The organism is Cupriavidus nantongensis, assembly GCF_041726985.1.
Classification (GTDB): domain Bacteria; phylum Pseudomonadota; class Gammaproteobacteria; order Burkholderiales; family Burkholderiaceae; genus Cupriavidus; species Cupriavidus nantongensis_A.
Window position 1 is genome coordinate 1,565,745 of the sequence record NZ_CP168302.1, and the last position, 19,359, is coordinate 1,585,103.

General features: G+C 69.4%; 17 protein-coding genes. 11 read left to right on the forward strand and 6 right to left on the reverse strand.

Annotated elements, in window-relative coordinates; genetic code table 11:
- Positions 1-9: 9 nt before the first annotated feature.
- Together ACEI37_RS06810 and ACEI37_RS06815 are read right to left on the reverse strand one after the other, a co-directional pair.
- Positions 10-720 carry a dienelactone hydrolase family protein gene (locus ACEI37_RS06810; RefSeq protein ID WP_373376005.1) on the reverse strand — a complete coding sequence of 237 codons (711 nt, stop codon included), beginning with the start codon at positions 718-720 and terminating at the stop codon, positions 10-12.
- 105 nt (positions 721-825) lie between these two features.
- Positions 826-1,542 (reverse strand): phospholipase D family protein, encoded by a 717-nt coding sequence (locus tag ACEI37_RS06815; RefSeq protein WP_373376006.1) that lies wholly within the window; start codon positions 1,540-1,542, stop codon positions 826-828.
- 218 nt (positions 1,543-1,760) lie between these two features.
- Between ACEI37_RS06815 and ACEI37_RS06820 the strand changes: the two genes are divergently transcribed.
- A complete protein-coding gene (locus tag ACEI37_RS06820; protein ID WP_018004776.1) occupies positions 1,761-1,967 on the forward strand; it encodes a dodecin in 207 nt (68 codons plus the stop codon).
- 13 nt (positions 1,968-1,980) lie between these two features.
- Here the strand turns inward: ACEI37_RS06820 and ACEI37_RS06825 are convergent, their stop codons facing one another.
- The 4 genes from ACEI37_RS06825 to ACEI37_RS06840 form a co-directional block, all read right to left on the reverse strand.
- Complete coding sequence (locus ACEI37_RS06825; RefSeq protein ID WP_373376007.1) at positions 1,981-2,766, reverse strand: tetratricopeptide repeat protein; 786 nt, start codon at positions 2,764-2,766, stop codon at positions 1,981-1,983.
- Positions 2,767-2,851: 85 nt separating this feature from the next.
- Positions 2,852-5,059 carry a TonB-dependent receptor gene (locus tag ACEI37_RS06830; protein ID WP_373376008.1) on the reverse strand — a complete coding sequence of 736 codons (2,208 nt, stop codon included), beginning with the start codon at positions 5,057-5,059 and terminating at the stop codon, positions 2,852-2,854.
- A 284-nt stretch (positions 5,060-5,343) separates the two neighbouring features.
- Positions 5,344-7,011, reverse strand: a complete 1,668-nt coding sequence (locus ACEI37_RS06835; RefSeq protein WP_373376009.1) for a ShlB/FhaC/HecB family hemolysin secretion/activation protein — start codon at positions 7,009-7,011, stop codon at positions 5,344-5,346.
- Positions 7,012-7,201: 190 nt separating this feature from the next.
- Positions 7,202-8,809: a collagen-like triple helix repeat-containing protein gene (locus ACEI37_RS06840; protein ID WP_373376010.1), complete on the reverse strand. Its 1,608-nt coding sequence runs from the start codon at positions 8,807-8,809 to the stop codon at positions 7,202-7,204.
- A gap of 689 nt (positions 8,810-9,498) precedes the next feature.
- Between ACEI37_RS06840 and ACEI37_RS06845 the strand changes: the two genes are divergently transcribed.
- The 10 genes from ACEI37_RS06845 (at position 9,499) to ACEI37_RS06890 (ending at position 19,356) form a co-directional block, all read left to right on the forward strand.
- Entirely contained in the window at positions 9,499-10,686 is a 1,188-nt protein-coding gene (locus ACEI37_RS06845; protein ID WP_373376011.1) for a collagen-like triple helix repeat-containing protein, read from the forward strand.
- A 374-nt stretch (positions 10,687-11,060) separates the two neighbouring features.
- The gene (locus ACEI37_RS06850; RefSeq protein ID WP_373376012.1) at positions 11,061-11,249 is read left to right on the forward strand and encodes a Flp family type IVb pilin; all 189 of its coding nucleotides are present in this window, start codon (positions 11,061-11,063) and stop codon (positions 11,247-11,249) included.
- 15 nt (positions 11,250-11,264) lie between these two features.
- Positions 11,265-11,738 (forward strand): prepilin peptidase, encoded by a 474-nt coding sequence (locus ACEI37_RS06855; protein ID WP_373376013.1) that lies wholly within the window; start codon positions 11,265-11,267, stop codon positions 11,736-11,738.
- Positions 11,739-11,810: 72 nt separating this feature from the next.
- Positions 11,811-12,287: a TadE/TadG family type IV pilus assembly protein gene (locus tag ACEI37_RS06860; RefSeq protein WP_373376014.1), complete on the forward strand. Its 477-nt coding sequence runs from the start codon at positions 11,811-11,813 to the stop codon at positions 12,285-12,287.
- A gap of 43 nt (positions 12,288-12,330) precedes the next feature.
- Positions 12,331-13,281, forward strand: coding sequence for a Flp pilus assembly protein CpaB (gene cpaB / locus ACEI37_RS06865; protein WP_373376015.1), 951 nt, complete (start codon positions 12,331-12,333; stop codon positions 13,279-13,281).
- Between the two features lie 19 nt (positions 13,282-13,300).
- Entirely contained in the window at positions 13,301-14,713 is a 1,413-nt protein-coding gene (locus ACEI37_RS06870) for a type II and III secretion system protein family protein (protein WP_373376016.1), read from the forward strand.
- A 47-nt stretch (positions 14,714-14,760) separates the two neighbouring features.
- Positions 14,761-16,020, forward strand: a complete 1,260-nt coding sequence (locus ACEI37_RS06875; protein ID WP_373376017.1) for a CpaE family protein — start codon at positions 14,761-14,763, stop codon at positions 16,018-16,020.
- A 1-nt stretch (position 16,021) separates the two neighbouring features.
- Positions 16,022-17,338, forward strand: a complete 1,317-nt coding sequence (locus ACEI37_RS06880) for a CpaF family protein (protein WP_373376018.1) — start codon at positions 16,022-16,024, stop codon at positions 17,336-17,338.
- A complete protein-coding gene (locus ACEI37_RS06885) occupies positions 17,331-18,257 on the forward strand; it encodes a type II secretion system F family protein (protein WP_373376019.1) in 927 nt (308 codons plus the stop codon). Before ACEI37_RS06880 ends, ACEI37_RS06885 begins: the two co-directional genes overlap by 8 nt.
- Before the next feature lie 22 nt (positions 18,258-18,279).
- The gene (locus tag ACEI37_RS06890) at positions 18,280-19,356 is read left to right on the forward strand and encodes a type II secretion system F family protein (protein ID WP_373376020.1); all 1,077 of its coding nucleotides are present in this window, start codon (positions 18,280-18,282) and stop codon (positions 19,354-19,356) included.
- The last annotated feature ends 3 nt before the right edge of the window (positions 19,357-19,359 follow it).

Here is a 19,359-nt window from a genome sequence, read left to right on the forward strand (position 1 = left end):
TTGGGCAGACTACAGCGATGCCGACAGGAACACCAGCGCGCGTCCGTGCGCCAGCGCGGCGCTGGGCTGGTGGTAGGAGCCGCGTGCCCAGCAGTTGAAGCCGTGGTCGGCCTGCGGGTAGACGTGGATCTCGGTGGCGGGTTTGCCGGCCATCGCGTCGCGCACGGCCTGCACGGCGTCGGTCGGGATATGCGCGTCGAGCGCGCCGTAGTGGAACTGCACCGGCACGCGGATGTTGTCGGCTTCCTGCAGCTGGTTCTGGATGCCGCCGCCGTAGTAGGGCACGGCGGCATCGACCAGGCCGCGCGCCGCGCTCAGGTACGACAGCAGGCCGCCGAAGCAGTAACCCACCGCGGCCACCTTGCCGGCGCCGGTATGCTGGCGCAGCACCTGCACCGTGGCCGCGATGTCGTCGAGCGCGGCGGACACGTCCACGGCCTTGCGCAAGGCCATGGCGCGCGCCATGTCGTCGCCCTCGTAGCCCAGCTGCACGCGCGGGGCCTGGCGCCAGAACACGTCCGGCGCGAGCACGGCATAGCCGTCGGCGGCGTACTGGTCGGCCACCGCGCGGATATGCTCGTTCACGCCGAAGATCTCCTGCAGCAGCACGATGCCCGGCGCGCCGGGCTGCACGCCCGCCGGCGGCAGGCTCAGGTAGGCATCGAAGCTGCCCGCGGCGGTGTCGACGCGGATCCACTGGCTGTCGGGAATGGCTGTCATGGCGAAGGGTTCTCCGGAAAGGGCTTGGCAAGGATTGCCGTAATGTCAGCCCGCCAGTGTGCCATCGCGCGCCGCATCGTGCAGGCGGCCGCGTCGATGCTGCCTTCAGTAGGCGCGTGATTGCCGGTAGCGCTTGTGCCAGTTGTCGGTATAGGCCTTGACCACCGCCGCGTCGCCGCGGATCAGCATGCCGTTCTCGGCGTTGCGCTCCTGCGCCGACTTGGTGAAGTTAAAGGAGCCGGTGAACACCGCCTGGTCGTCGAACACCATCACCTTGTTATGGGCGATCGCGGGCTTGTTGTCGATCACCACCGGCACGCCGGCGTGCTTGAGGAAGGTGGCGCTGGTATAGCGCTCGCTCTGCTGGCTCTTGTCCAGGATCACCCGCACGTCGACGCCGCGCCGGTGTGCCTGCGCCACAGCCTCGGCAATCGGCGCGCTGGTGAACGAATAGGCCTGGATCAGCAGGCGCTGGCGCGTGCTGCGGATGGCATTGATCAGCAGCGCCTGGCAACTCGCGCCATCCGGCACGAAGCACAGTGTGTAGCCGCTGCCATCGGCAAAGGGCTTGGCGGGCAGCGGCCTTGCGTCGGGCGGCTGGGCCGGTTGCGCGGGCTTGCCGGCGCGCGACGGAAAGTGATTGGCGACGGCCTCGTTGAAGGTCTGGCTGATGCTGTTGGCGATGGTCTCGGAGACCTCGTCGAAGGTCGAGGTCGAACGGGCGTGCGCCAGCAGCGCGAAGGGACTGAACGAAGTGAAGGCCGACAAGGCGGCGGCCAGGCCCAGGCCCAGCACGGCCCGGCGAATCAAGCGATAAGTCACGGCGGATCTTGGCGTCGGTGAAGGACAGCGTGCGCGCGCCGCGCGCCGCACCTGTCCGGGGCGGGACGCAGCGTAGCAGCCGCATACGCCACTGGCAAAGCGGGATTGTGTAACAGGATCTGTGGGGCGCACGGGGTCGCGCCGCAGCCTTGGGACTATCCGCGACCGGCGCCTATGATGGATGCAACCCATGCGGCCGCGGCCGCCAAGGAGAGGCAATGACCAACCACACCTACAAGCTGGTCGAGATCGTCGGCTCTTCGCCCGACGGCTGCGACCAGGCCATCCAGAGCGCCATCGCCAAGGCCGGCGAGACCATCAAGAACATTGACTGGTTCGAAGTGGTGGAAACGCGCGGCCATATCCAGAACGGCAAGATCGCGCACTACCAGGTCACGTTGAAGGTGGGTTTCCGCGTGACCTGATCCCACGCAGCGTTCAGGCGGCGGCAGCGGCTTGCGGCTCCGACTGCGCGGCCTGGCTGGCATGCGCGTACAGGCGCTGCAGCGCCGGCTGCGGCGCGTCGCGCAGGAACGCGAGCATCTTGTCGATAAAGGGCCCGGTGGCGGTCTGCGGCACCAGCCGGATCCACTGCTGTGCTTCGGCCTCGCTGCCCGCCAGCGCCAGCATGCGCGCGTAGTTGAACTGGCCGCGGAAGTCGCCGCCTTCGGCCGCCTGGCGGTAGAACGCGGTCGCGCGCGCCAAGTCCTGCGCCACCTCCCAGCCATCTTCATGGAAGCCGCCGAGGATATTGAGCGACTTGGCATGGCCCAGCGCCGCCGCGCGCTGGTACCAGCCGAGCGCGGCGCGCCGGTCCGTGGCGATGCCGCGGCCCAGCACCAGCGCCGTGGCCAGGTTGTACATGCCCCAGTCCGAGCCGCGCTCCGCCGCCAGCGTGTACCAGTGCGCGGCGGCGCGTTCGTCCGGCGCGGTGCCCCAGCCGTTCTCGTAGCAGCGGCCGGCCAGGTTGGCCGCACCCGCGTGGCCGGCGTGCGCCGCGTGCTTGAACCACGCGAACGCTTGCACCGGGTCGCGCGCGACGCCATGGCCGGCCAGGAACCACTGGCCCAGCACCATCTGCGCGTCGAGTTGGCCTGCCACCGCGGCGCCGCCCAGCCAGGGGAGCGCCAGCTGCGGCGGGCCGGCCAGCTTGTCGCGCAGTCCGGCGGGGCCGAGCTGTTCCAGTTCGACCGGCGTGGCGACGCGAAAGGGCAGGGTATCCATACACAGGGCTTCGGTTGAAAGGCAAAACGGCACACGACCGGAGCCGGCCGCGTGCCGCGTGGTGCAGCCTGTGCGGCCGCCGCGCTCAGTAGCGCAGGTTCAGGTTGAGCACCGCGGTGCGGCCCGGGGCTACCGTCGCATAGTGCGAGGTATAGGCCTGGCTGTAGTAGGTCTTGTCGGTCAGGTTCTGCACGTTCAGCTGCAGCGCCACGTTCTTGTTGATGCGATATGCGGCCATCGCATCGAAGCGCCAGTACGGCGGCACCCACTTGTTGGTGCCCTCGTTGCCCCAGATCTTCGATACGTAGTACGCGCCGCCGCCGATGGTCAGGTTGGGCAGCAGCTGGTACGTGGTCCACAGGCTGAAGCTGTCTTCCGGCGTATTCGGGAACGCCTGGCCATCGGTCAGGCCGAAGGCCGCGCCGGCGCCGCCGTTGTTGCGCAGCTCGCTCTTCAGGTGGGTGTAGCCGCCGAACATGGCCCACTTCTCGGTCAGGTTGCCGGAGAAGCCCAGCTCGAAGCCGTCCACGCGCTTGTTGCCGGCCATGGCCGCGGTGCCGTCCTGCTGCACGATGCGGGCGTTGGTGGTCTCGATGCGGAAGATCGCCGCGGTCAGGGCCAGGCGGCTCTTCAGCACGTCCCACTTGGTACCCAGTTCGAACGAGCGGTTCTTTTCCGGCGCGAGCTGGTCGCCGCGGTTGCCGCTGCGGTCCGGGGCAAGGCCGTTGGGGTCCGAGCCCTGCGCCAGGAACGCGCCGGCGGGAGTCGACGAAGTGCCGTACGACACGTAGAAGCTGGCGTTTTCCACCGGCTTGTACACCACGCCCAGCTGGTAGTTGAACAGGTTGTCGTCGCGCGAATATTCGGCACGCGAGCCGTTGGCGGCGCGTGCCGCGGTGAAGCTCGTGCGGTAGCTGTCGAAGCGCACGCCGCCATTGACGATCCACTGCTTGTTCAGCTCGACCGAGTCGAACAGGTACACCGACGCCGTGTTGGTCTTGGCGTTGGTGGGGTTGTTGGCGCGCGCGATGCTGCCGCGCCACGGGTCGTTGGGGTTGGGGTTGAGCAGCGTGGTGCAGTTGTAGCCGCCGGCTGCGCCCGCGCCGTTGGGGCAGCTGCTGTTGCCGGTGTCGACGTTGTAGCTGTCGTTCTCGCTCTTTTCCTGCGAGAACTCGACGCCGAAGACGTACTTGTGCTTGATCGCGCCGGTCAGGAACTCGCCCGACAGGTCGGTCTGGTTGGCCACCGTGCGCGCGGTGGAATAGCGCGTGTTCACGCGGCGCCAGAGCAGGTCGTAGTAGATGTTGCCCTTGCTGTCGTCAGGCTGCGTGTAGATGTAGTCCTGGTTGGTGCGCGAGAAGCGGGTCTGGTTGCGGAACTTCAGCGCCGGCGAAAAATCGTGCTCGAAGCGGATCGTGCCCATGTCGGCCTGGTCCTTGCGGAAGTCGCGGTCGAGCAGGCCGTAGTAAGTGCTGCGCGGCACGTTGACCGGCGAGCCGTCGCCAGCCTGGCGCGTGCGCGGCCGGCCGTCGCGGCGCGCGGTGAAGGCCGGGTTGTTGTACGGGATGCCGACGTCGGGGATGTCGTCGGTCTGCATGTGGTAGTACGACAGCGTCAGGCGCGTGTCGGTGCCCAGGCCGAACGCCACCGACGGCGCCACGCCCCAGCGCTTCTGGTGCACGGCATCGCGGCCGGCGACGTCCTGGTCGTGGAACATCGCATTGAGGCGGAACGCCGCGTGGTCGGCGAACTGCCAGTTGCCGTCGGCGGTGCCGCGCACGTACTGCGCGTTGCCGACGCCGATATTGCCTTCGGCAAAATTGCCCAGCCGGGGCGCCTTGCTGGTGATATTGATGCTGCCGCCAGCCGAGCCGCGCCCGTCGTAGGCGCCGGCCGGGCCCTTGGTCACTTCGACGTTCTCGACGTTGAACAGCTCGCGCGACTGCGCGCCGATATCGCGGAAACCGTCAAGGAAGGTGCTGGCCTGCGCGTCATAGCCGCGGATAAACGGCCGGTCGCCGACCGGGTTGCCGCCCTCGCCCGCGCCGAACGCAATCCCCGGCACCGTGCGCAGCACGTCGGTCAGCGTGGTCGAGCCGGTGCTCTGGATGACTTCCTGCGGAATCACCGTGATCGAGCGCGGCGTATCGCGAAGCGGCTCGGGATTCTTGATCGACGACGAGCTTTCCGCCTTGAAACCGCTGTCGCCGGTGACCGTCACCTGCGGCAGGTTGACCGGCTTGGGCGCCTCTTGCGCGGCGACCGGTGCCGCGGCAACCGCTGCGCCGACCATGCCGGTCAATCGTGGAATGGCACCCAGCTTGCCGTGGCTCTTTCTTGTTATGACTGCCGAATACTGCACTTTTGACCTCTCGTATCGCAAAACGAAACAATAATGAGAAGAATTATCATTTGGTTACGATTGACTGGTCAAGATTGACAATTGCGGACATGACAAAAATGTTGCGGAGTTGCGGCACGTAACTCGCTGCGTTGCGCTGCCAAAAAAATCGGCCGGCGCTGAACTGCCGCCGGCCGTGCAGGGAACCTTGGAAAACCAGGACTTAGGGCCAGGCCTCAGTCGAACTGGTACGAATAGATCATGTTGATGCGCGGCGAACGGCGGCTGGCGTTGGTCGGCTTGTCGCCGACCGGCTGCGCCAGCGACAGGTCCAGCGTGTAGTAGCGACGGTCCGAGATGCGCGCCCCCAGCGCCACCGACGACAGGCTGCGGTGCGACAGCGACACGCTGTTCGAATACACGCGCGCCACGTCGGCGGACACATAGGGCTGGATCGTGCGCAGGTAGGTCAGGTCCGGCAGGAACAGCCGGCTGATTTCCGCCGACGCGCCCCAGCCCTTGTCGCCCGCGACTTCGCCGGCGGGGTAGCCCAGGCCGAAGAAGCGTCCCCCAAAGCTGATCTGCTCGCCCGAGGCCAGTCGGTCGCCGCTGTACTGGCCGGCGGCGGCCACGGTCAGGCCAAAGCCCGCTGGCAGGTCCTTCGATTGCGACAGCAGCAGCCGCGTGCGGAAGAAGCTCAGGTCGTTGCTGTTGTTCTGGCGGCTTGCGCCCAGCGCATCGAAGCCCTTGTACAGGCCCAGCGTGGCGTTGCGGCTGACGCCTTCGCCGCGTTGCAGGTAAGTCAGCTCCGCCGTGGCCACGCGCACGTTGGTGCCGAGCGTGACGCGCGTGCCGGTGGCGGTATGCGTATAGCGCTCGAACTGGTCGGCGCCGTAGACGCCGCCGGTCAGCGTCAGCGTATGCGCGTTGGACAGCAGCAGCGGATAGCTCAGGGTGCCGCCGATGCGCTTGGTGTCGTTGACATAGCGCGGGTTGAAGCCGATCGGCGCCAGCGTCGCGTTCTGTGGCACGCCGCGGTAGTGCGAGGCATTGAGCCGCGCCACCATGCCTTCGGTGCCGATCGGCTGCGCATAGCTGGCGGCGTAGTATTCCTCGCTGTCGCGGCCCTTGGGGAACAGCGCCGACACCGAGATCTGCTCGCCCAGCGGCGTCAGGCTGTTGGTGGTGGCCGTGGCGATGGCGCGCAGGCCCGGCGACATGTATTCGATGCCGGTGCCGAAGGTAAAGGGCTTGCGCTTGACCTCGAGCACCATCTCGCAGGCGCCGTCGGTGGTGGTGGGCGGCTGCACCGTGGCCGCCACCTGCAGGCCGGGCTGCAGCGCCAGCGCGTTCACGTAATGCTCGAAGCGGTCCTGGCGCAGCGGGCGGTCCTGCTGCAGCTTCTCGGCGATGGCGCGCAGGCGGCGCTCGGCCGGCCCCGCCTTGCCGGTCACGGTCACCTTGGCGACGTAGCCTTCCACCACCGTGACCAGCACGTCGCCGTTGGCAAAGTCCTGCGCCGGCACGAACGCGAACGACAGCGGGTAGCCGCGCTCCTTGTACATCTGCGTCACCGCGTTGGCGGCTTCCAGCAGCTGCGCCACCGTGATCTCGCGGTTGGCCAGCGGCTGGAACTGCGCGGCCACCTCCTCGAACGGCAGCGTCTTCGCGCCCTCGATGCGAAAGCGCCGCGGCGTCAGGCGTGCGTTGAGCAGGTCCTGCATGGCAGGCTGCGGCCGCTCGACCTGCACGGTCACGCGGCTGTCGGGCCGGGCCGGCGCAATCTTGGGAAGCGTCTGGGTCGGATCGCCCTGGACCGGGCTGCGCGGATCGGCCTGCACCAGGCCGTGATGGAACGCGCCGACGCCGACCAGCAGCGCGGCAACGCGATGACGTGCACGCATGGCAAAACCCCTGTAAGAAACACTGCGGCTATTGACGTCGCGTGCCACCGGCGTGGGGATTGCCGCTACCCCCGGGCGCCTGCTGGCCGATACTGCCGGTCCAGCGCGTGGCCGCTACGTTGAATCAGGTGAGCACCGCTGCCCGCGATCGCGCAATCACGCGATCGCCGGGGCAGCGGCCAAGGCAGGATTACTTCTGGCCGAGCGCGCCGGTCAGGCCGCCGAGCAGACCGCCGACCAGGCCACCGATGGGCCCGGTGGTCGAGCCCTTGGTGGTGGTGGTGCCCGCGGTGGTGGTGGCGCCGCCGGTCACGGCGGAGACGACATTGGTGACCGGTGCCAGCGGGCTGGTGGTGCCAGTGCCGCTGGTTGCGCCGCCAACGCTGCCGACCACGCCACCGACGACGCCATTCACCACGCCGGTGACCGGAGCCAGCGGCGTGCTGGCCGTGGCGGAGGCCAGGCCGCCGGTGACGGTGCTGACCAGGCTGGTGACGGGCGCCAGCGGCGAACCGCCGGTACCGCCAGTGGCGCTGCCCAGGCCGCCCACCGCGCCACTGACCAGCGACGTGACCGGCGCCAGCGGGGTGTTGGCGGTGGCGGCGGTCAGCCCTCCGGTGACGCCGCCGACCAGGCCGGTGACAGGCGCCAGCGGCGAACCCGTGCCGCCGGCGCCTGCCCCGCCTGCCAGCCCCCCGGCCAGCGTGGTAACCGGTGCCAGTACCGATCCCAGCGCGCCAAGGCCACCGCCGCTGGCGGGGCCGTTGACCGCGCCGCCGAGCGAGGCCACCGTGGTGCCGGTGGTGTTGACCACGCCGCCGACGCCCGCGACCACCGGCGTGTTGGTCTGTTGCAGCTTGGTGCCGGCGGTGGCCAGCGCGCCGCCCACGGTCGCCAGCAAGCTGCTGGTCGGGGCGCCCAGGCCGGTGGCCGCGCCCAGTGCCTGCGTGGTGCCGGTCAGTTGCGAGGTGATCGGCACGATCAGCTTGCTGGTGGTGATGGTCACCTGCTCGACCGCGCCGCTCGACAACACCGAGGTCAGCGTCCCGCCGGTGTTGCTCACGGTATTGCCGAGCGTGCCGACCACCGCGCCCAGCGGCGAAGCCAGCGGCGCCAGCGGTGCCAGCTGACCGGTGCCCAGACCGCTCACCGCAGTGCCGGCGCTGGTCACCGCCTTGCCCAGTTCGGTCACCACGTTGCCGGTGCTGGCGACGGTGGTGCCGACCGGGTTGGTCGAATTGGGCATGCTGCCCAGCCCGGATTGCAGGCCAGTGGCCAGCGCGCCGACGGCATCGCCGGTCGCGGCCACCACGCCGCCCAGCCCGCTTTGGGTCTGGCCCGGCACCAGCGGCAGGTTGGCGTTGCCAAGCTGGTTGCCGAGGTCGCTGACGGTGCTGCCCGTATTGCCCAGCACCGTGCCGGCGTTGTTGATCACCGTCGCGGTCGGGGTTAGCGCGGTGGGGGTCTCGCCACCGCCGGTATTGCCACCGTTGTTGCCGCCGGTGTTGCCACCATTGCCACCCCCCGTGCCGCCGCTGCCGCCACCGGTGCCACCGGTGCCACCCGTGCCCCCGGTACCGCCACCGGCCAGGTCGGTGCCGCCACCGGTCCCGCCGGTGCCCCCACCCGTGCCGCCGGTGCCTCCGCTGTTTCCGCCATTGGTGCCGCCATTAGTGCCGCCATTGGTGCCCGCGGTATCGCTGGTGCCCATCGACGTCGATCCGCTGCCGCTGGCGCAGCCGCCCAGGGCCAGCAGGGTTGCAAGGAGTGCCGTTACGGCGAGTTGTTGTTTGCGCATGATCTGTTCCTTCATTCCCGTCGTTTCAATCGCTCGGCCGCGCAACGCGTTCGTCTGCTGCGTGCGGCGGTGACGGTGATGGCGCAATCGGTATGCCAGCCCTTTGGCGTGCTACCGCACAGACCCCCGCTGAAGTCGGGTGTGGTGCCCGCCAGGCCTTGCGGCATGCGGCCTGCGTGGTGTTAGCGGCAAGCGCCGCGAGACCTGGCGGCACGTGGGCGGGGAAGGCGTGGCGCGTTACGCGTTACGTAACGTGTGTCGTGCGCGGGGAACAAGACAGCGCGGGCAAGGCCGCGCGCAACCGGCTGTCGCGTGCCCTCCGCGCTGCCGTTGCGTGTTCCCGCTTGTCCGGAACACGTTACGTAGCACGTAACACGTCCGCACCCTGCAGCGATGCTGCGCGCGCGTGCTTCGCCGCCACCTTGATTCGCCCTGCAAGCCGCGCTGCGCAAGGCCTGCAAGCGGCCCGCCGGTCTGTGCGCCGGCCCACCTTGCCGCGCTGGCACGCGCCTTGCCATTTGCTCTCCCGACGCGCCGACGATTTCGCGTGCCACCGTGTTGCCATGACAGATGGGGATGGCAGGCAGGTGGCACAAAGCGGGACACCGGGGGGGCTCGTCGGCATTCCATGCGGTTCACAAGAAAAGACGGCCCGGCAGCGCCGTGGCCAACCAGACAGGAGAAGGACAATGAAGACCAAGCATCCCGCACCGCTTTCCATGACCTCGCTGGCTGCGGCCGGCATGGCCGCCCTTGCCTTGCTGATGTCGGGCTGCTCGTCGAGCGGCGGCGGCAGCGGCGCCAATCCGCAGCCCAGCGGCGGTGGCGCCGATACGCCGGTCACGCCGCCGCCGCCGGCCGCTGCCCAGACCACGCCGACCGGCAAGGTCACCGAAGGCGCGGGCAACACCGTGGTGTCGGCGGGCAATGCCGTCAGCGAGATCGGCAAGTCGATCCAGGACGCACCGTTGCCGCTGCTGCCCACCGACGCACGCAAGGGCGCGGGCGGCGTGGTGGTCAATGCAGGTGAAGCGGTCGGCGCGCTCGGCGCCGGCGTGCGCGACGGGCTCGGGCAGATGGGCTCGGTCGACAACCCGGTCGGCGTGACCGTGTCCAGCACCGGCAACGTGGTGCGCGAAGTGGGCGATGCCGTGGTCAGCGGCGGCGACCTGGTGAAGGGCCTGGGCACCGAGAAGCTGGCGCCGCTGGCACCGCTGACCACGCCGGTGGGCGGCCTGGTCAAGAAGGTCGGCACGGTGGTGCAGGGCGGCGGCGACAAGCTGCAGACGGTGCTGTCCGACGGCGCCGTCGCGCAGGCCACCAACTCGCTCAGCAAGGTCATCGTGCCGCTGACCAGCAAGGTCACCGACGGCACGCAAACACTGGGCGCGGCCACGCGCCTGGGGGGACCGGTCGACGGCCTGCTTTACAAGGTCGGCAATACGGTGGCCACCGGCGGCAGCATGCTCAGCAACACGCAGGCCCCGGTGGTCGCACCGCTCGGCGGCGTGGTGACGGAGGCCGGCAAGACCGTTGCCGCGGTCGGCGTGCTGGTCAACGGCAACGGGCAGACCGGCGGCAACCCGCTGGGCGGCCTGTTGAACAACCTGCCGCTGGCTGGTGCCGGCAACGGCCAGGGCGGCGATGGCAGCCACGGCGGCAATGCGCTCGGCGGCCTGCTCGGCAGCCTGCCACTGGTCAAGCCCGGTAGCGGCGATGGCGGTGCCGGTGGCGGCGGTGCGCTGGGCCCGGTCGGTGCGCTGCTGGCGCCGGTCACCGGTCTGGTCGGCGGCATCAAGAGCGGTGTCGGCGGCGGCTCGGGCGGTAGCGACGGCAAGCCGCAACTGCCGATCCTGGGCGGCCTGCTCCACCACTGAAATGTCTCAACCCGCATAGGTGTTTTCACGGTGCGCTGTCGCTCATCACCCCGTCGCAGCGCATCTTTTTATTCCACCTGGCCACGCCGCTGAATTGCCGGCATGGTCAGGCTGCGGGCCGGTTTGCGCCGGCCCGCTGCTCTTTAACAAGTTGCGATCCAGCGCGTGCCGGGTCGTTTCAAACGAATGCTTTAACCCCTTCGGGTCATTACTATCACCCGAGGGAGGGGTATGGTTGAGACATACCATGACTTATAAAAAAAGCGCAGCAAGCGTGAAATAGTCGATAAAAGAGCGGGCCACAGAGCACCGTGATAATCGAACGGGGGAAGCGTGATCGCGGCATCAGATCACTTCGGGAGTGTCAACAAATCATGAAACGACTCATTGCACGCTTTATTAAGGATGAGCGCGGGGCGACCGCTATTGAATATGGGCTGATCGCGGGACTTATCGCTCTCGCCATTGCAGTCTCGGCTGGGACACTTGGCACAAATCTGAACCTCAGCTTCAAGGCTCTTGCCGACAAAGTGGCTGAGCTTCTGCCAAAGGCTGCCAGTTAATCAGTAGCCTTCATTGTGTTCGTTGCGCTGTTCTGCGCGGCGACCCTCTACACAGATTTCGCTTACCGGCGGGTTCCGAACCTGCTGCTGGCGATCGCCGTGCTGGTCCTCGGGCTGGCGCTGCTCGCCGGACAGGCTGCGGAACCGCCGCTGGCCGCGCGCCTGATCGGCGCAGGGCTGGGTCTTGCCGTCACCTTGCCGGTCTACGCCCTCGGGCGCATGGCCGCGGGCGATGTCAAGTTCCTGACGGTGGCGGGGTTGTTCACCGGTCCGCAAGGGCTGGTGGTGGCATGGGTCGTCGGCAGCCTGCTCGGGCTGGTGCACGCGCTGCTGGCGCTGGCACTGGCGCGCCGCACGCCGGCCGCGGATCACGCTTTGCATTCCCAGGACCAGTCCCTTCCAACGGCGCAGTTTTCGCTGGCGCGCGGCATCCCGTATGCGGCGTACCTGGCCGTGGGGGTGCTGTTCTGGATGGCTGCGGGCCAATAGCCGGAATGGCTTGAGGCCAGCAGGTCGCGCCGCCGGTCGGCGCGGCGGAACACCAAGAGACCGGGGTTTCAGATGTTGTTGCACGCAAGGGTCAACAGGAAGATCAGCCGGCGCCGCCAGAGTGCCGGCAGCGCCGCGATCGAATTTGCCATCGTGGCGCCGGTGCTGGTCACCATCGTGATCGGCATCGTCTATTACGGCGTGATGCTGGCGCTGCAGCAGGTGCTGACGCTGGCCGCCGAGGAAGGCGCGCGCGCCGCGCTGCGCTATCCCGCAGGGGTCTCCGGCACCAGCCTTGCAGCCACGCAGCAGGCACGTGTCGATGCCGCGGCCGCGATGGCGCGCGGCACCTTACCCGCATCCATCCGTGACCTGATTCCGCCCGCCGGCGTCGCCGCGGCCGTGCCGTGCGCGGTTGGCTCGGCCGACGTCTGCGTACAGGTCACGCTGAGCCTGACCACCACCAACATCATGCCCGCGGTGCCGATGGTGCCGCTGCCGGCCGCGCTGTCTGGCTCGGCCATGGTCCAGCTCTCTCCCGATATCTGATGCGCATGACGAACTGCCCCATGCCCGAACCAAGGATTTCCGCATGACCAGCAAGCAGATCCGATTACTGGCCGTCGTGCTGCTCGGCCTGGCCTTGCTGCTGGCGCTGCTGGCGTGGCAGGTGGGACGCCAGCCGGCCCAGCCGGCGGCTTCCACCGGCGCCAGGCCGCTGCACCCGGTGGTGGTCACCACGCGGCCGGCGGAAGCCGGCAAGCCGCTCGATGCCGAGGCGCTCAAGGTGGAGATGCTGCCGATCGATCCTGCCGGCGCCTACCGCGACGTGGCGCGCGTGACCGGCCAGGTGCCGCTGGTGGAGCTGGGCGCCAACGTGCCGGTGCTGGAAGGCCAGCTGCTGTCCGGCCTCGCCGCGCAGGTGCCGGAAGGCGAGCGTGCGGTGGCGGTGTCGGTCGATGAAGTCATCGGCGTCGGCAACCAGGTGCAGCCGGGCGACTATGTCGATGTATTCCTGGTGCTGCGGCGCGACCAGCAGGAAATCCCGGACAGCCAGGCGCGCATGCTGCTGTCGCGCCTGCGCGTGCTGGCCTACGGCGTGGCCTCGGTCAACCGGCCGCAGGCGGCCAAGCCGGAACAGATGATGGCGCGCCAGGAAGGCGCCAAGACCGCGGTGCTGTCGGTGCCGCTGGAACAGGTCAGCCGGCTGGCGATGGCGCAGCAATCCGGGCGCCTGATGCTGGCGCTGCGCAATCCGCAGGACCAAGCCATGCCCAGCGATGGCATGTTTGCCGAGCCCCCGCCAGCACTGGCCGCGCGCGCCGGCGTCCCCGCCGACGCAGCGCGTGCCGCCGCAGACAAGGCGACTGCCGGCGTGCTGCTGTCCGGGCTGGCCGCCACCAACGGCGCGCCGGCCGCGCGCGCACCGGCGGCAGCGCCGGCACCGCGGCCGCTGCAGGTGGCAGCGCCGCTGGCACCGGCACAAGCCAGAGAACGCGCTGGCGTGGAAGTGATCCGCGCCGGCAAGCGCGACATTGAATAAGAACGTGGGCGCCCCTCGCATGCCAATCCAGAACACACCCGCCCATGCCGTAACGCTGCGTCGCCGGCTGATGCAGCTCACGCTTGCCGCCATGATCGCCACCACCGCATGGTGCGCACTGGCGCCGCGCGCGCAGGCGCAGGACGCCGCCACCGCGCGGCAGTTGCGCCTGATGGCCGGCGCGCAGAAGGAACTGCGCAGCGCGCAGCCGGTCGAGCGCGTCGCCGTGGGCAACCCCGCGGTCGCCGATGCGCTGATCCTGCGCACCCGCGGCGCGCCCAGCGTGCTGCTGGTGGCCAAGCAGCCTGGCGTGACCGACGTGATGGTGTGGACGCGCGGCAGCGCCGAGCCGCAGAGCTACAGCGTGCAGGTCGATGCCATCGCGCCCGATGCCAATGGCGCGCAGCTGGGCTACTCGGCAGCCGGCGCCACCATCACCGGCCAGTCGCCCGATGCCTATGGCGCCGCGCGCGCGCAAGCCGCGGCGCGTGCGGCCACCGCGGGCAAGACCGACGGCAAGCCCGGCCTGGTGGTGGACCGCTCCACCGTGCCGCTGAGCGGCACCGTGCAGGTCGACGTCAAGGTGGTGGAGATCAGCAAGACCGTGCTCAAGGAAGTCGGCATCAACTTCTTCCGCAACAACTCGGGCTTTGCCTTCGGCACGTTCTCGCCGTCGACGCTGAACAAGTTCACCTTCACGCCGGGCAGCGGCGGCGCGCCCGGCAGCTTCAGCGCCGATATCGCGTCGCCGATGAGCAATGCCTTCAACCTGGTGGCGGCGTCGCTCACGCACGGCATCTTCGCCAACATCAGCCTGCTGGAAGCCAACGGCCTGGCGCGCGTGCTGGCCGAGCCCAGCCTGGTGGCGCTGTCGGGGCAGAGCGCCAGCTTCCTGGCCGGCGGCGAGATCCCGATCCCGGTGCCGCAGGCGCTGGGCACCACCACGATCCAGTTCAAGCCGTTCGGCATCGGGCTGACGGTGTCGCCCACGGTGCTGTCGGCCGACCGCATTGCGCTGAAGGTCGCGCCCGAGGCCAGCGACCTGGATCCGTCGCGCGGCATCTCGATCAACGGCGCGGTGGTGCCGGCCATCGTCACGCGCCGCGCCGACACCACGGTCGAGCTGGGCGATGGCGAAAGCTTCGTGATTGGCGGGCTGGTCAGCCGCAACACCGTCAGCAACGTCAACAAGGTGCCGGTGCTGGGCGACCTGCCGGTGATCGGCGTGTTCTTCAAGAACCTGAACTTCCACCAGGAAGACCGCGAGCTGATGATCGTCGTCACGCCGCGCCTGGTGAAGCCGATGGCGAAGAACGCGCCGGCGGCGCAGGCCCTCGGCGCCGACGGCCGCACCAGTGCCAGCCCCAACGTGTGGGGCTGGTACGTGATGGGTGAGTACGCGGACCCGACTTTGCCGGGTTTCTCGAAATAGCCGCCGGCCATGCCGGCTGGCATGGCCAACAGCTTTGAGGCGGAGAGATGGACTATTTTTTGTTGCACGCAACGCAGGGCGAAGTCAGGGACTGGCTGGGCAAGGTCATCGGCGCGCACGGCACGCTGGTGGCCGATGGCGGCGCCCAGGAAGGCTTTATCGAGCGCGTCTCCGAGCTGCGCCCGGGCCTGGTGTTCCTGCATTTCTCGGCGGAACTCGCGGCGCCGTCGGCGCGGCTGGCCGAGCAGCTGCAGCGGCTGTTCCCCGGCCTGCCGCTGGTGGCCGTGGGCCATGCCGGCGAGCCCGGCGTGATGCTGGCCGCGCTGCGCGCGGGCGTAAAGGACTTCATCGACCTGCGCGACGCGCCGGCCGAAGCCGAGGCCGTGGTCAAGCGCCTGGCCGTGCCGAGCGAGCAGGTGCGCCCGGCCGAGGCCGCACGCCAGGGCAAGATCATCGCGCTGCTGGGCGCGCGCGCGGGCGTGGGCGTGACCAGCCTGGCGGTCAACCTGGCTGCGGCGGCGCGCCGCCACCTGCCGCGCCATGCCAAGACTGATGCCCGCGCCGAAGTCCTGCTGACCGACCTGGGCCTGCCGGCGCGCGACGGCGCGCTCTACCTGAACCTGAGCCCCGGCTTCCATTTCGTCGAGGCGGTGCGCAACCTGCGCCGCTTCGACCAGGTCTTCGTGCAGACCGCGCTGACGCGTCACGGCAACGGCGTGTGCGTGCTGCCGCTGCCGGCCGCGCTGAGCGAGCTGCGCGACATCTCGTACGCCGATGCGATCGGCCTGCTCGAGCGCCTGCGCGCGTTCTTCGACCTGCAGATTGTCGACCTGGGCGGCTTCGGCAATGCCGAGTTCACCGCGCAGATCGTCAAGGCCGCCGACAGCGTGGTGCTGGTGGCGGACCAGAGCGTGGGCGCGATCGTGTCGGCGGCGGAGCTGGTGCATGAACTGCGCGCGCGCGAAGTGGAGCGCGACGATCTGCACCTGCTGGTGTCGCGCTTCGACGCGCGGCTGGGCGTCGATGCCGCGCAGATCGCGCGGCGCGTGGGCGTGGACTCGGTGGCGACGCTGCCGGACAGCCGCGAGGCGCTGGTGCTGGCGACGAACCGCGGCGCGGTGCTGGCCGACGACGATCCGCACTGCCCCTATGTGCGCGCGCTGGCCGAGCTGCTGGCGCGGCTGGGCTACCGCACCGCCGCGGCCAGGGACACCACGCTGCTGGCGCGTATCAAGGACAAACTGCCCGGGGCGCTGCGCGCAGCGCTGGTAGCGCGCGGCGCGCGCACGGCTCGCACTGGAAGCTGACATGACCCAAGCGATCGAATTCTCCGACAACGCCCCCGCACCGTTCCCGGTGTCGCAGGAGTTCCACAACATCAAGGAAGCCGCGCACGAGCACCTGCTGACGCGCATCGAAGAGCTGGGCGCCGAGTTCGGCCGCTGGTCGCGCACCGCAATCCAGCGCTTTGTCGACCTGGAACTGGAGAGCTTTACGCGGCTGCGGCGCATCCCCATCAACGAGGCCGAGCTGCGCCAGATCGCCGAGGCGCTGACCAAGGAGCTGGCCGGCTTCGGCCCGATCGAGGACCTGCTCAACGATCCCGCGGTGGAAGACATCCTGGTCAACGGCCACCTGGACGTGTACGTGTCGCGCCATGGCGTGCTCGAGCGCATCCCGGTGCGTTTTGCCGACAGCGGCCACCTGCTGCGCATCGTGCGCCGCATCCTGGCGCCGATCGGCCGGCGCCTGGATGAGTCCAACCCGATGGTCGACGCGCGCCTGCCCGACGGCGGCCGCATCAACGTGGTGATCCCGCCGCTGGCGCTGGAAGGTCCGGTGGTGTCGATCCGCAAGTTCCGCAAGGACCCGATGACGCCCGCCGACCTGCAGGCGCTCGGCACCATGAGCCCGGAGATCTGCGACCTGCTGCAGGCCGCGGTGCAGGCGCGCTGCAATATCCTGGTGAGCGGCGGCACCAGTTCCGGCAAGACCTCGCTGCTCAATGCGCTGGCCACCTTCGTGCCGCCCACCGAGCGCGTCATCACCATCGAGGATACCGCCGAGCTGGCGCTGAACCATCCGCACGTGGTGCGGCTGGAAAGCCGGCCCGGCGGCTTCGAGGGCACCGGCGTGGTGTCGATCCGCGACTTGCTGCGCAACAGCCTGCGCATGCGCCCGGACCGCATCATCGTCGGCGAAGTGCGCGGCGGCGAGGTGCTGGAAATGCTGCAGGCCATGAGCACCGGTCACGACGGCTCGATGGGCACCATCCACGCCAGCAGCCCGCGCGAATGCCTGTACCGGCTCGAGATGCTGGCCGGCTTCGCGGGCTTCCAGGGCAGCGAGATGAGCCTGCGTCGCCAGATCGCCAATGCGATCGACTTCATCGTGCAGATCGCGCGGCTGTCCAACGGCAAGCGCCGCATCGTCTCGATCACCGAGGTCACCGGCCTGGGCGACAACATCATCTCGACCCAGGAACTGTACCGGCATGAGCCGTTCATGAACGCCGACGGCACCGAGACCGACCGCTGGCTGTCGCTGGGCCTGCTGCCCCACTCGCCCAAGCTGGCGCGCATGCGCGGCCCGGGCTTCATGCTGGACGACCGCTTCGATGTCTAGCGCCGCGCTGCTGCTCGCCGCGCTCGCCCTGGTCATCACCGGCCTCGGGCTGCTGCTGCTCGCCAGTGCGCAGGCACGCGCGCGCCGCGAGCAGCAGCAGGCCTTCCTGCAGGCGCAGACCGAGCAGGTGCGGATGCGCTACACGCAGGCGCCCGATCCGTCGCTGCAGCTGCCCGCACGCGACCTGCGCCGGCGCTGGGACGACTTCCTGCGCCGTGCCGACCTGGCGCCGACGCGCCGCACCGCGCTGCTGTGGCTGTCTCCGCTGGTGCTGTGCACGCTCGCCGGCGCGGTGGCGGGCCAATGGCTGGGCGCGGTGTCGGCGCTGGTCGTGGCGCTGGCGGTGACGGCGTGCGCGGCCTGGCACCGCGTGCGCCGGCTGCACAAGAAGCTGCTGGCGCAGCTGCCCGGCTTCCTGGATGGCGTGGTGCGGCTGATGACCATCGGCAGCAGCGTGCCGGCGGCGTTCCAGAATTCCATCGCCAATACCGAGGCGCCGCTGCGCCAGTGCCTGGTGCAGGCCGTGCACCTGCAGCGCGCCGGCAAGGAACTGGACCAGGCGGTGCTGCAGGTCGGGCGTGCCTACAAGGTCGAGGAACTGGTGCTGGTGGCTTCGGTGCTGCGCCTGTCGGTGCGCTACGGCGGCCGCGCCGACGTGGTGATGGAGCGCACCGCCACCTTCATGCGCGATCGCGAGCAGGCACAGCGCGAGCTGATGGCGCTGTCGGCCGAGACCCGGCTGTCGGCCTGGGTGCTGGGCCTGCTGCCGCTGGTGGTGGCCGGCGGCCTGTTCACGCTGAACGCCGGCTACATCCTGATGATGTGGAAGGACCCCACCGGCAAGGCCATGCTGCTGTCGGCCGCGGCGCTGGAAGTCGCCGGCGCGCTGATGCTGTACCGGCTGGCCAAGTCGATCTGACGGCAACGATGACATCGCCCCCATGGACCGCCTGACGCTGATCTCGCTGAGCCTGCTCGCCGCCGCCTGCGGCGTCGGCGTGCTGGCCTTACCGCTGCTGCGTGACTGGCGCCAGCGCCGGCTGTCGGCCCGCACCATCGACGCCGCGCTGGCGCGCCAGCGCGCAATGGAAGCCGCACAGAATGGCCAGGCCGCCCAGGCCGCGACTGCTGCCGCACCGCGTGCGCAGGGCGTGCCCGGCATGCCGCGTACCGCGGGCGCGCGCCCCGCGACTCATGCCGCGACCCCTGCGGCAACGTCCGACGTCGCCACCGCGCTGGGCGCCCAGCTGGGTGCGCGCGTGGGCGAGCGCTTCGATGCCCACTGGCTGGAATCGCGCCTCGGTCGTGCGGTGGTGACGCCGGAAGACCAGCAGTTGCTCGAGCAATGCGGCTGGTATGGCCTGCAGGCTCGCGTGGTGTTCGGCGTGCTGCGGCTGGGCCTGCCGCTGGCCTTGTCGGTGCTGGCGATGCTGGGGCATCTCGGCGCCAGTGCGTTCATGGTGATGGCATGGGGCTTCGGCACCTTCGCCGTGGCCTATCTGGCGCCCAAATGGTACCTGCGCCGGCGCGCCGCCGCGCGCCTGCGCCTGGTCGACGACGAGCTGCCGGTGCTGATCGATATGCTGCGGCTGCTGCAGGGCGTGGGTTTGTCGATCGACCAGAGCCTGCAGGTGATCGTGGCCGAGTTCGGCAGCATGCTGCGCGTGCTGGGGCCGGAGCTGGCGCGCGCCAACCAGCAGTTCGCGTCGGGCCGCTCGCGCGAGCAGACCCTGCTGCGCATCGGCCGGCTGTTCGACAGCGAAGACCTGAAGAGCCTGATCACGCTGCTGACGCAGGTCGACAAGCATGGCGGCGCGGTGCAGGAGCCGCTGCGCCAATTCGGCCTGCGCATGCAGGAGGCGCGCAAGTCGCGCCTGAAGGACGAGATCGGCCGCCTCACGGTCAAGATGACCGCGGTGATGGTGGTCAGCCTGTTGCCGGTGCTGCTGATCCTGACCGCGGGCCCCGGCTTTCTCGGGGTGATCCGCATGCTGGCAAACATGGGAGGAACGCGATGATGG

What these genes read in the sequence shown, in the direction of transcription:
- ACEI37_RS06810 (WP_373376005.1), bottom strand. Translation starts at nt 720, where the DNA reads ATGACAGCCATTCCCGACAGCCAGTGGATCCGCGTCGACACCGCCGCG.
- ACEI37_RS06820 (WP_018004776.1), top strand. Translation starts at nt 1,761, where the DNA reads ATGACCAACCACACCTACAAGCTGGTCGAGATCGTCGGCTCTTCGCCC.
- ACEI37_RS06825 (WP_373376007.1), bottom strand. Translation starts at nt 2,766, where the DNA reads ATGGATACCCTGCCCTTTCGCGTCGCCACGCCGGTCGAACTGGAACAG.
- ACEI37_RS06830 (WP_373376008.1), bottom strand. Translation starts at nt 5,059, where the DNA reads ATGGTCGGCGCAGCGGTTGCCGCGGCACCGGTCGCCGCGCAAGAGGCG.
- ACEI37_RS06835 (WP_373376009.1), bottom strand. Translation starts at nt 7,011, where the DNA reads ATGCGTGCACGTCATCGCGTTGCCGCGCTGCTGGTCGGCGTCGGCGCG.
- ACEI37_RS06840 (WP_373376010.1), bottom strand. Translation starts at nt 8,809, where the DNA reads ATGCGCAAACAACAACTCGCCGTAACGGCACTCCTTGCAACCCTGCTG.
- ACEI37_RS06845 (WP_373376011.1), top strand. Translation starts at nt 9,499, where the DNA reads ATGAAGACCAAGCATCCCGCACCGCTTTCCATGACCTCGCTGGCTGCG.
- ACEI37_RS06850 (WP_373376012.1), top strand. Translation starts at nt 11,061, where the DNA reads ATGAAACGACTCATTGCACGCTTTATTAAGGATGAGCGCGGGGCGACC.
- ACEI37_RS06860 (WP_373376014.1), top strand. Translation starts at nt 11,811, where the DNA reads ATGTTGTTGCACGCAAGGGTCAACAGGAAGATCAGCCGGCGCCGCCAG.
- cpaB (WP_373376015.1), top strand. Translation starts at nt 12,331, where the DNA reads ATGACCAGCAAGCAGATCCGATTACTGGCCGTCGTGCTGCTCGGCCTG.
- ACEI37_RS06870 (WP_373376016.1), top strand. Translation starts at nt 13,301, where the DNA reads ATGCCAATCCAGAACACACCCGCCCATGCCGTAACGCTGCGTCGCCGG.
- ACEI37_RS06875 (WP_373376017.1), top strand. Translation starts at nt 14,761, where the DNA reads ATGGACTATTTTTTGTTGCACGCAACGCAGGGCGAAGTCAGGGACTGG.
- ACEI37_RS06880 (WP_373376018.1), top strand. Translation starts at nt 16,022, where the DNA reads ATGACCCAAGCGATCGAATTCTCCGACAACGCCCCCGCACCGTTCCCG.
- ACEI37_RS06885 (WP_373376019.1), top strand. Translation starts at nt 17,331, where the DNA reads ATGTCTAGCGCCGCGCTGCTGCTCGCCGCGCTCGCCCTGGTCATCACC.
- ACEI37_RS06890 (WP_373376020.1), top strand. Translation starts at nt 18,280, where the DNA reads ATGGACCGCCTGACGCTGATCTCGCTGAGCCTGCTCGCCGCCGCCTGC.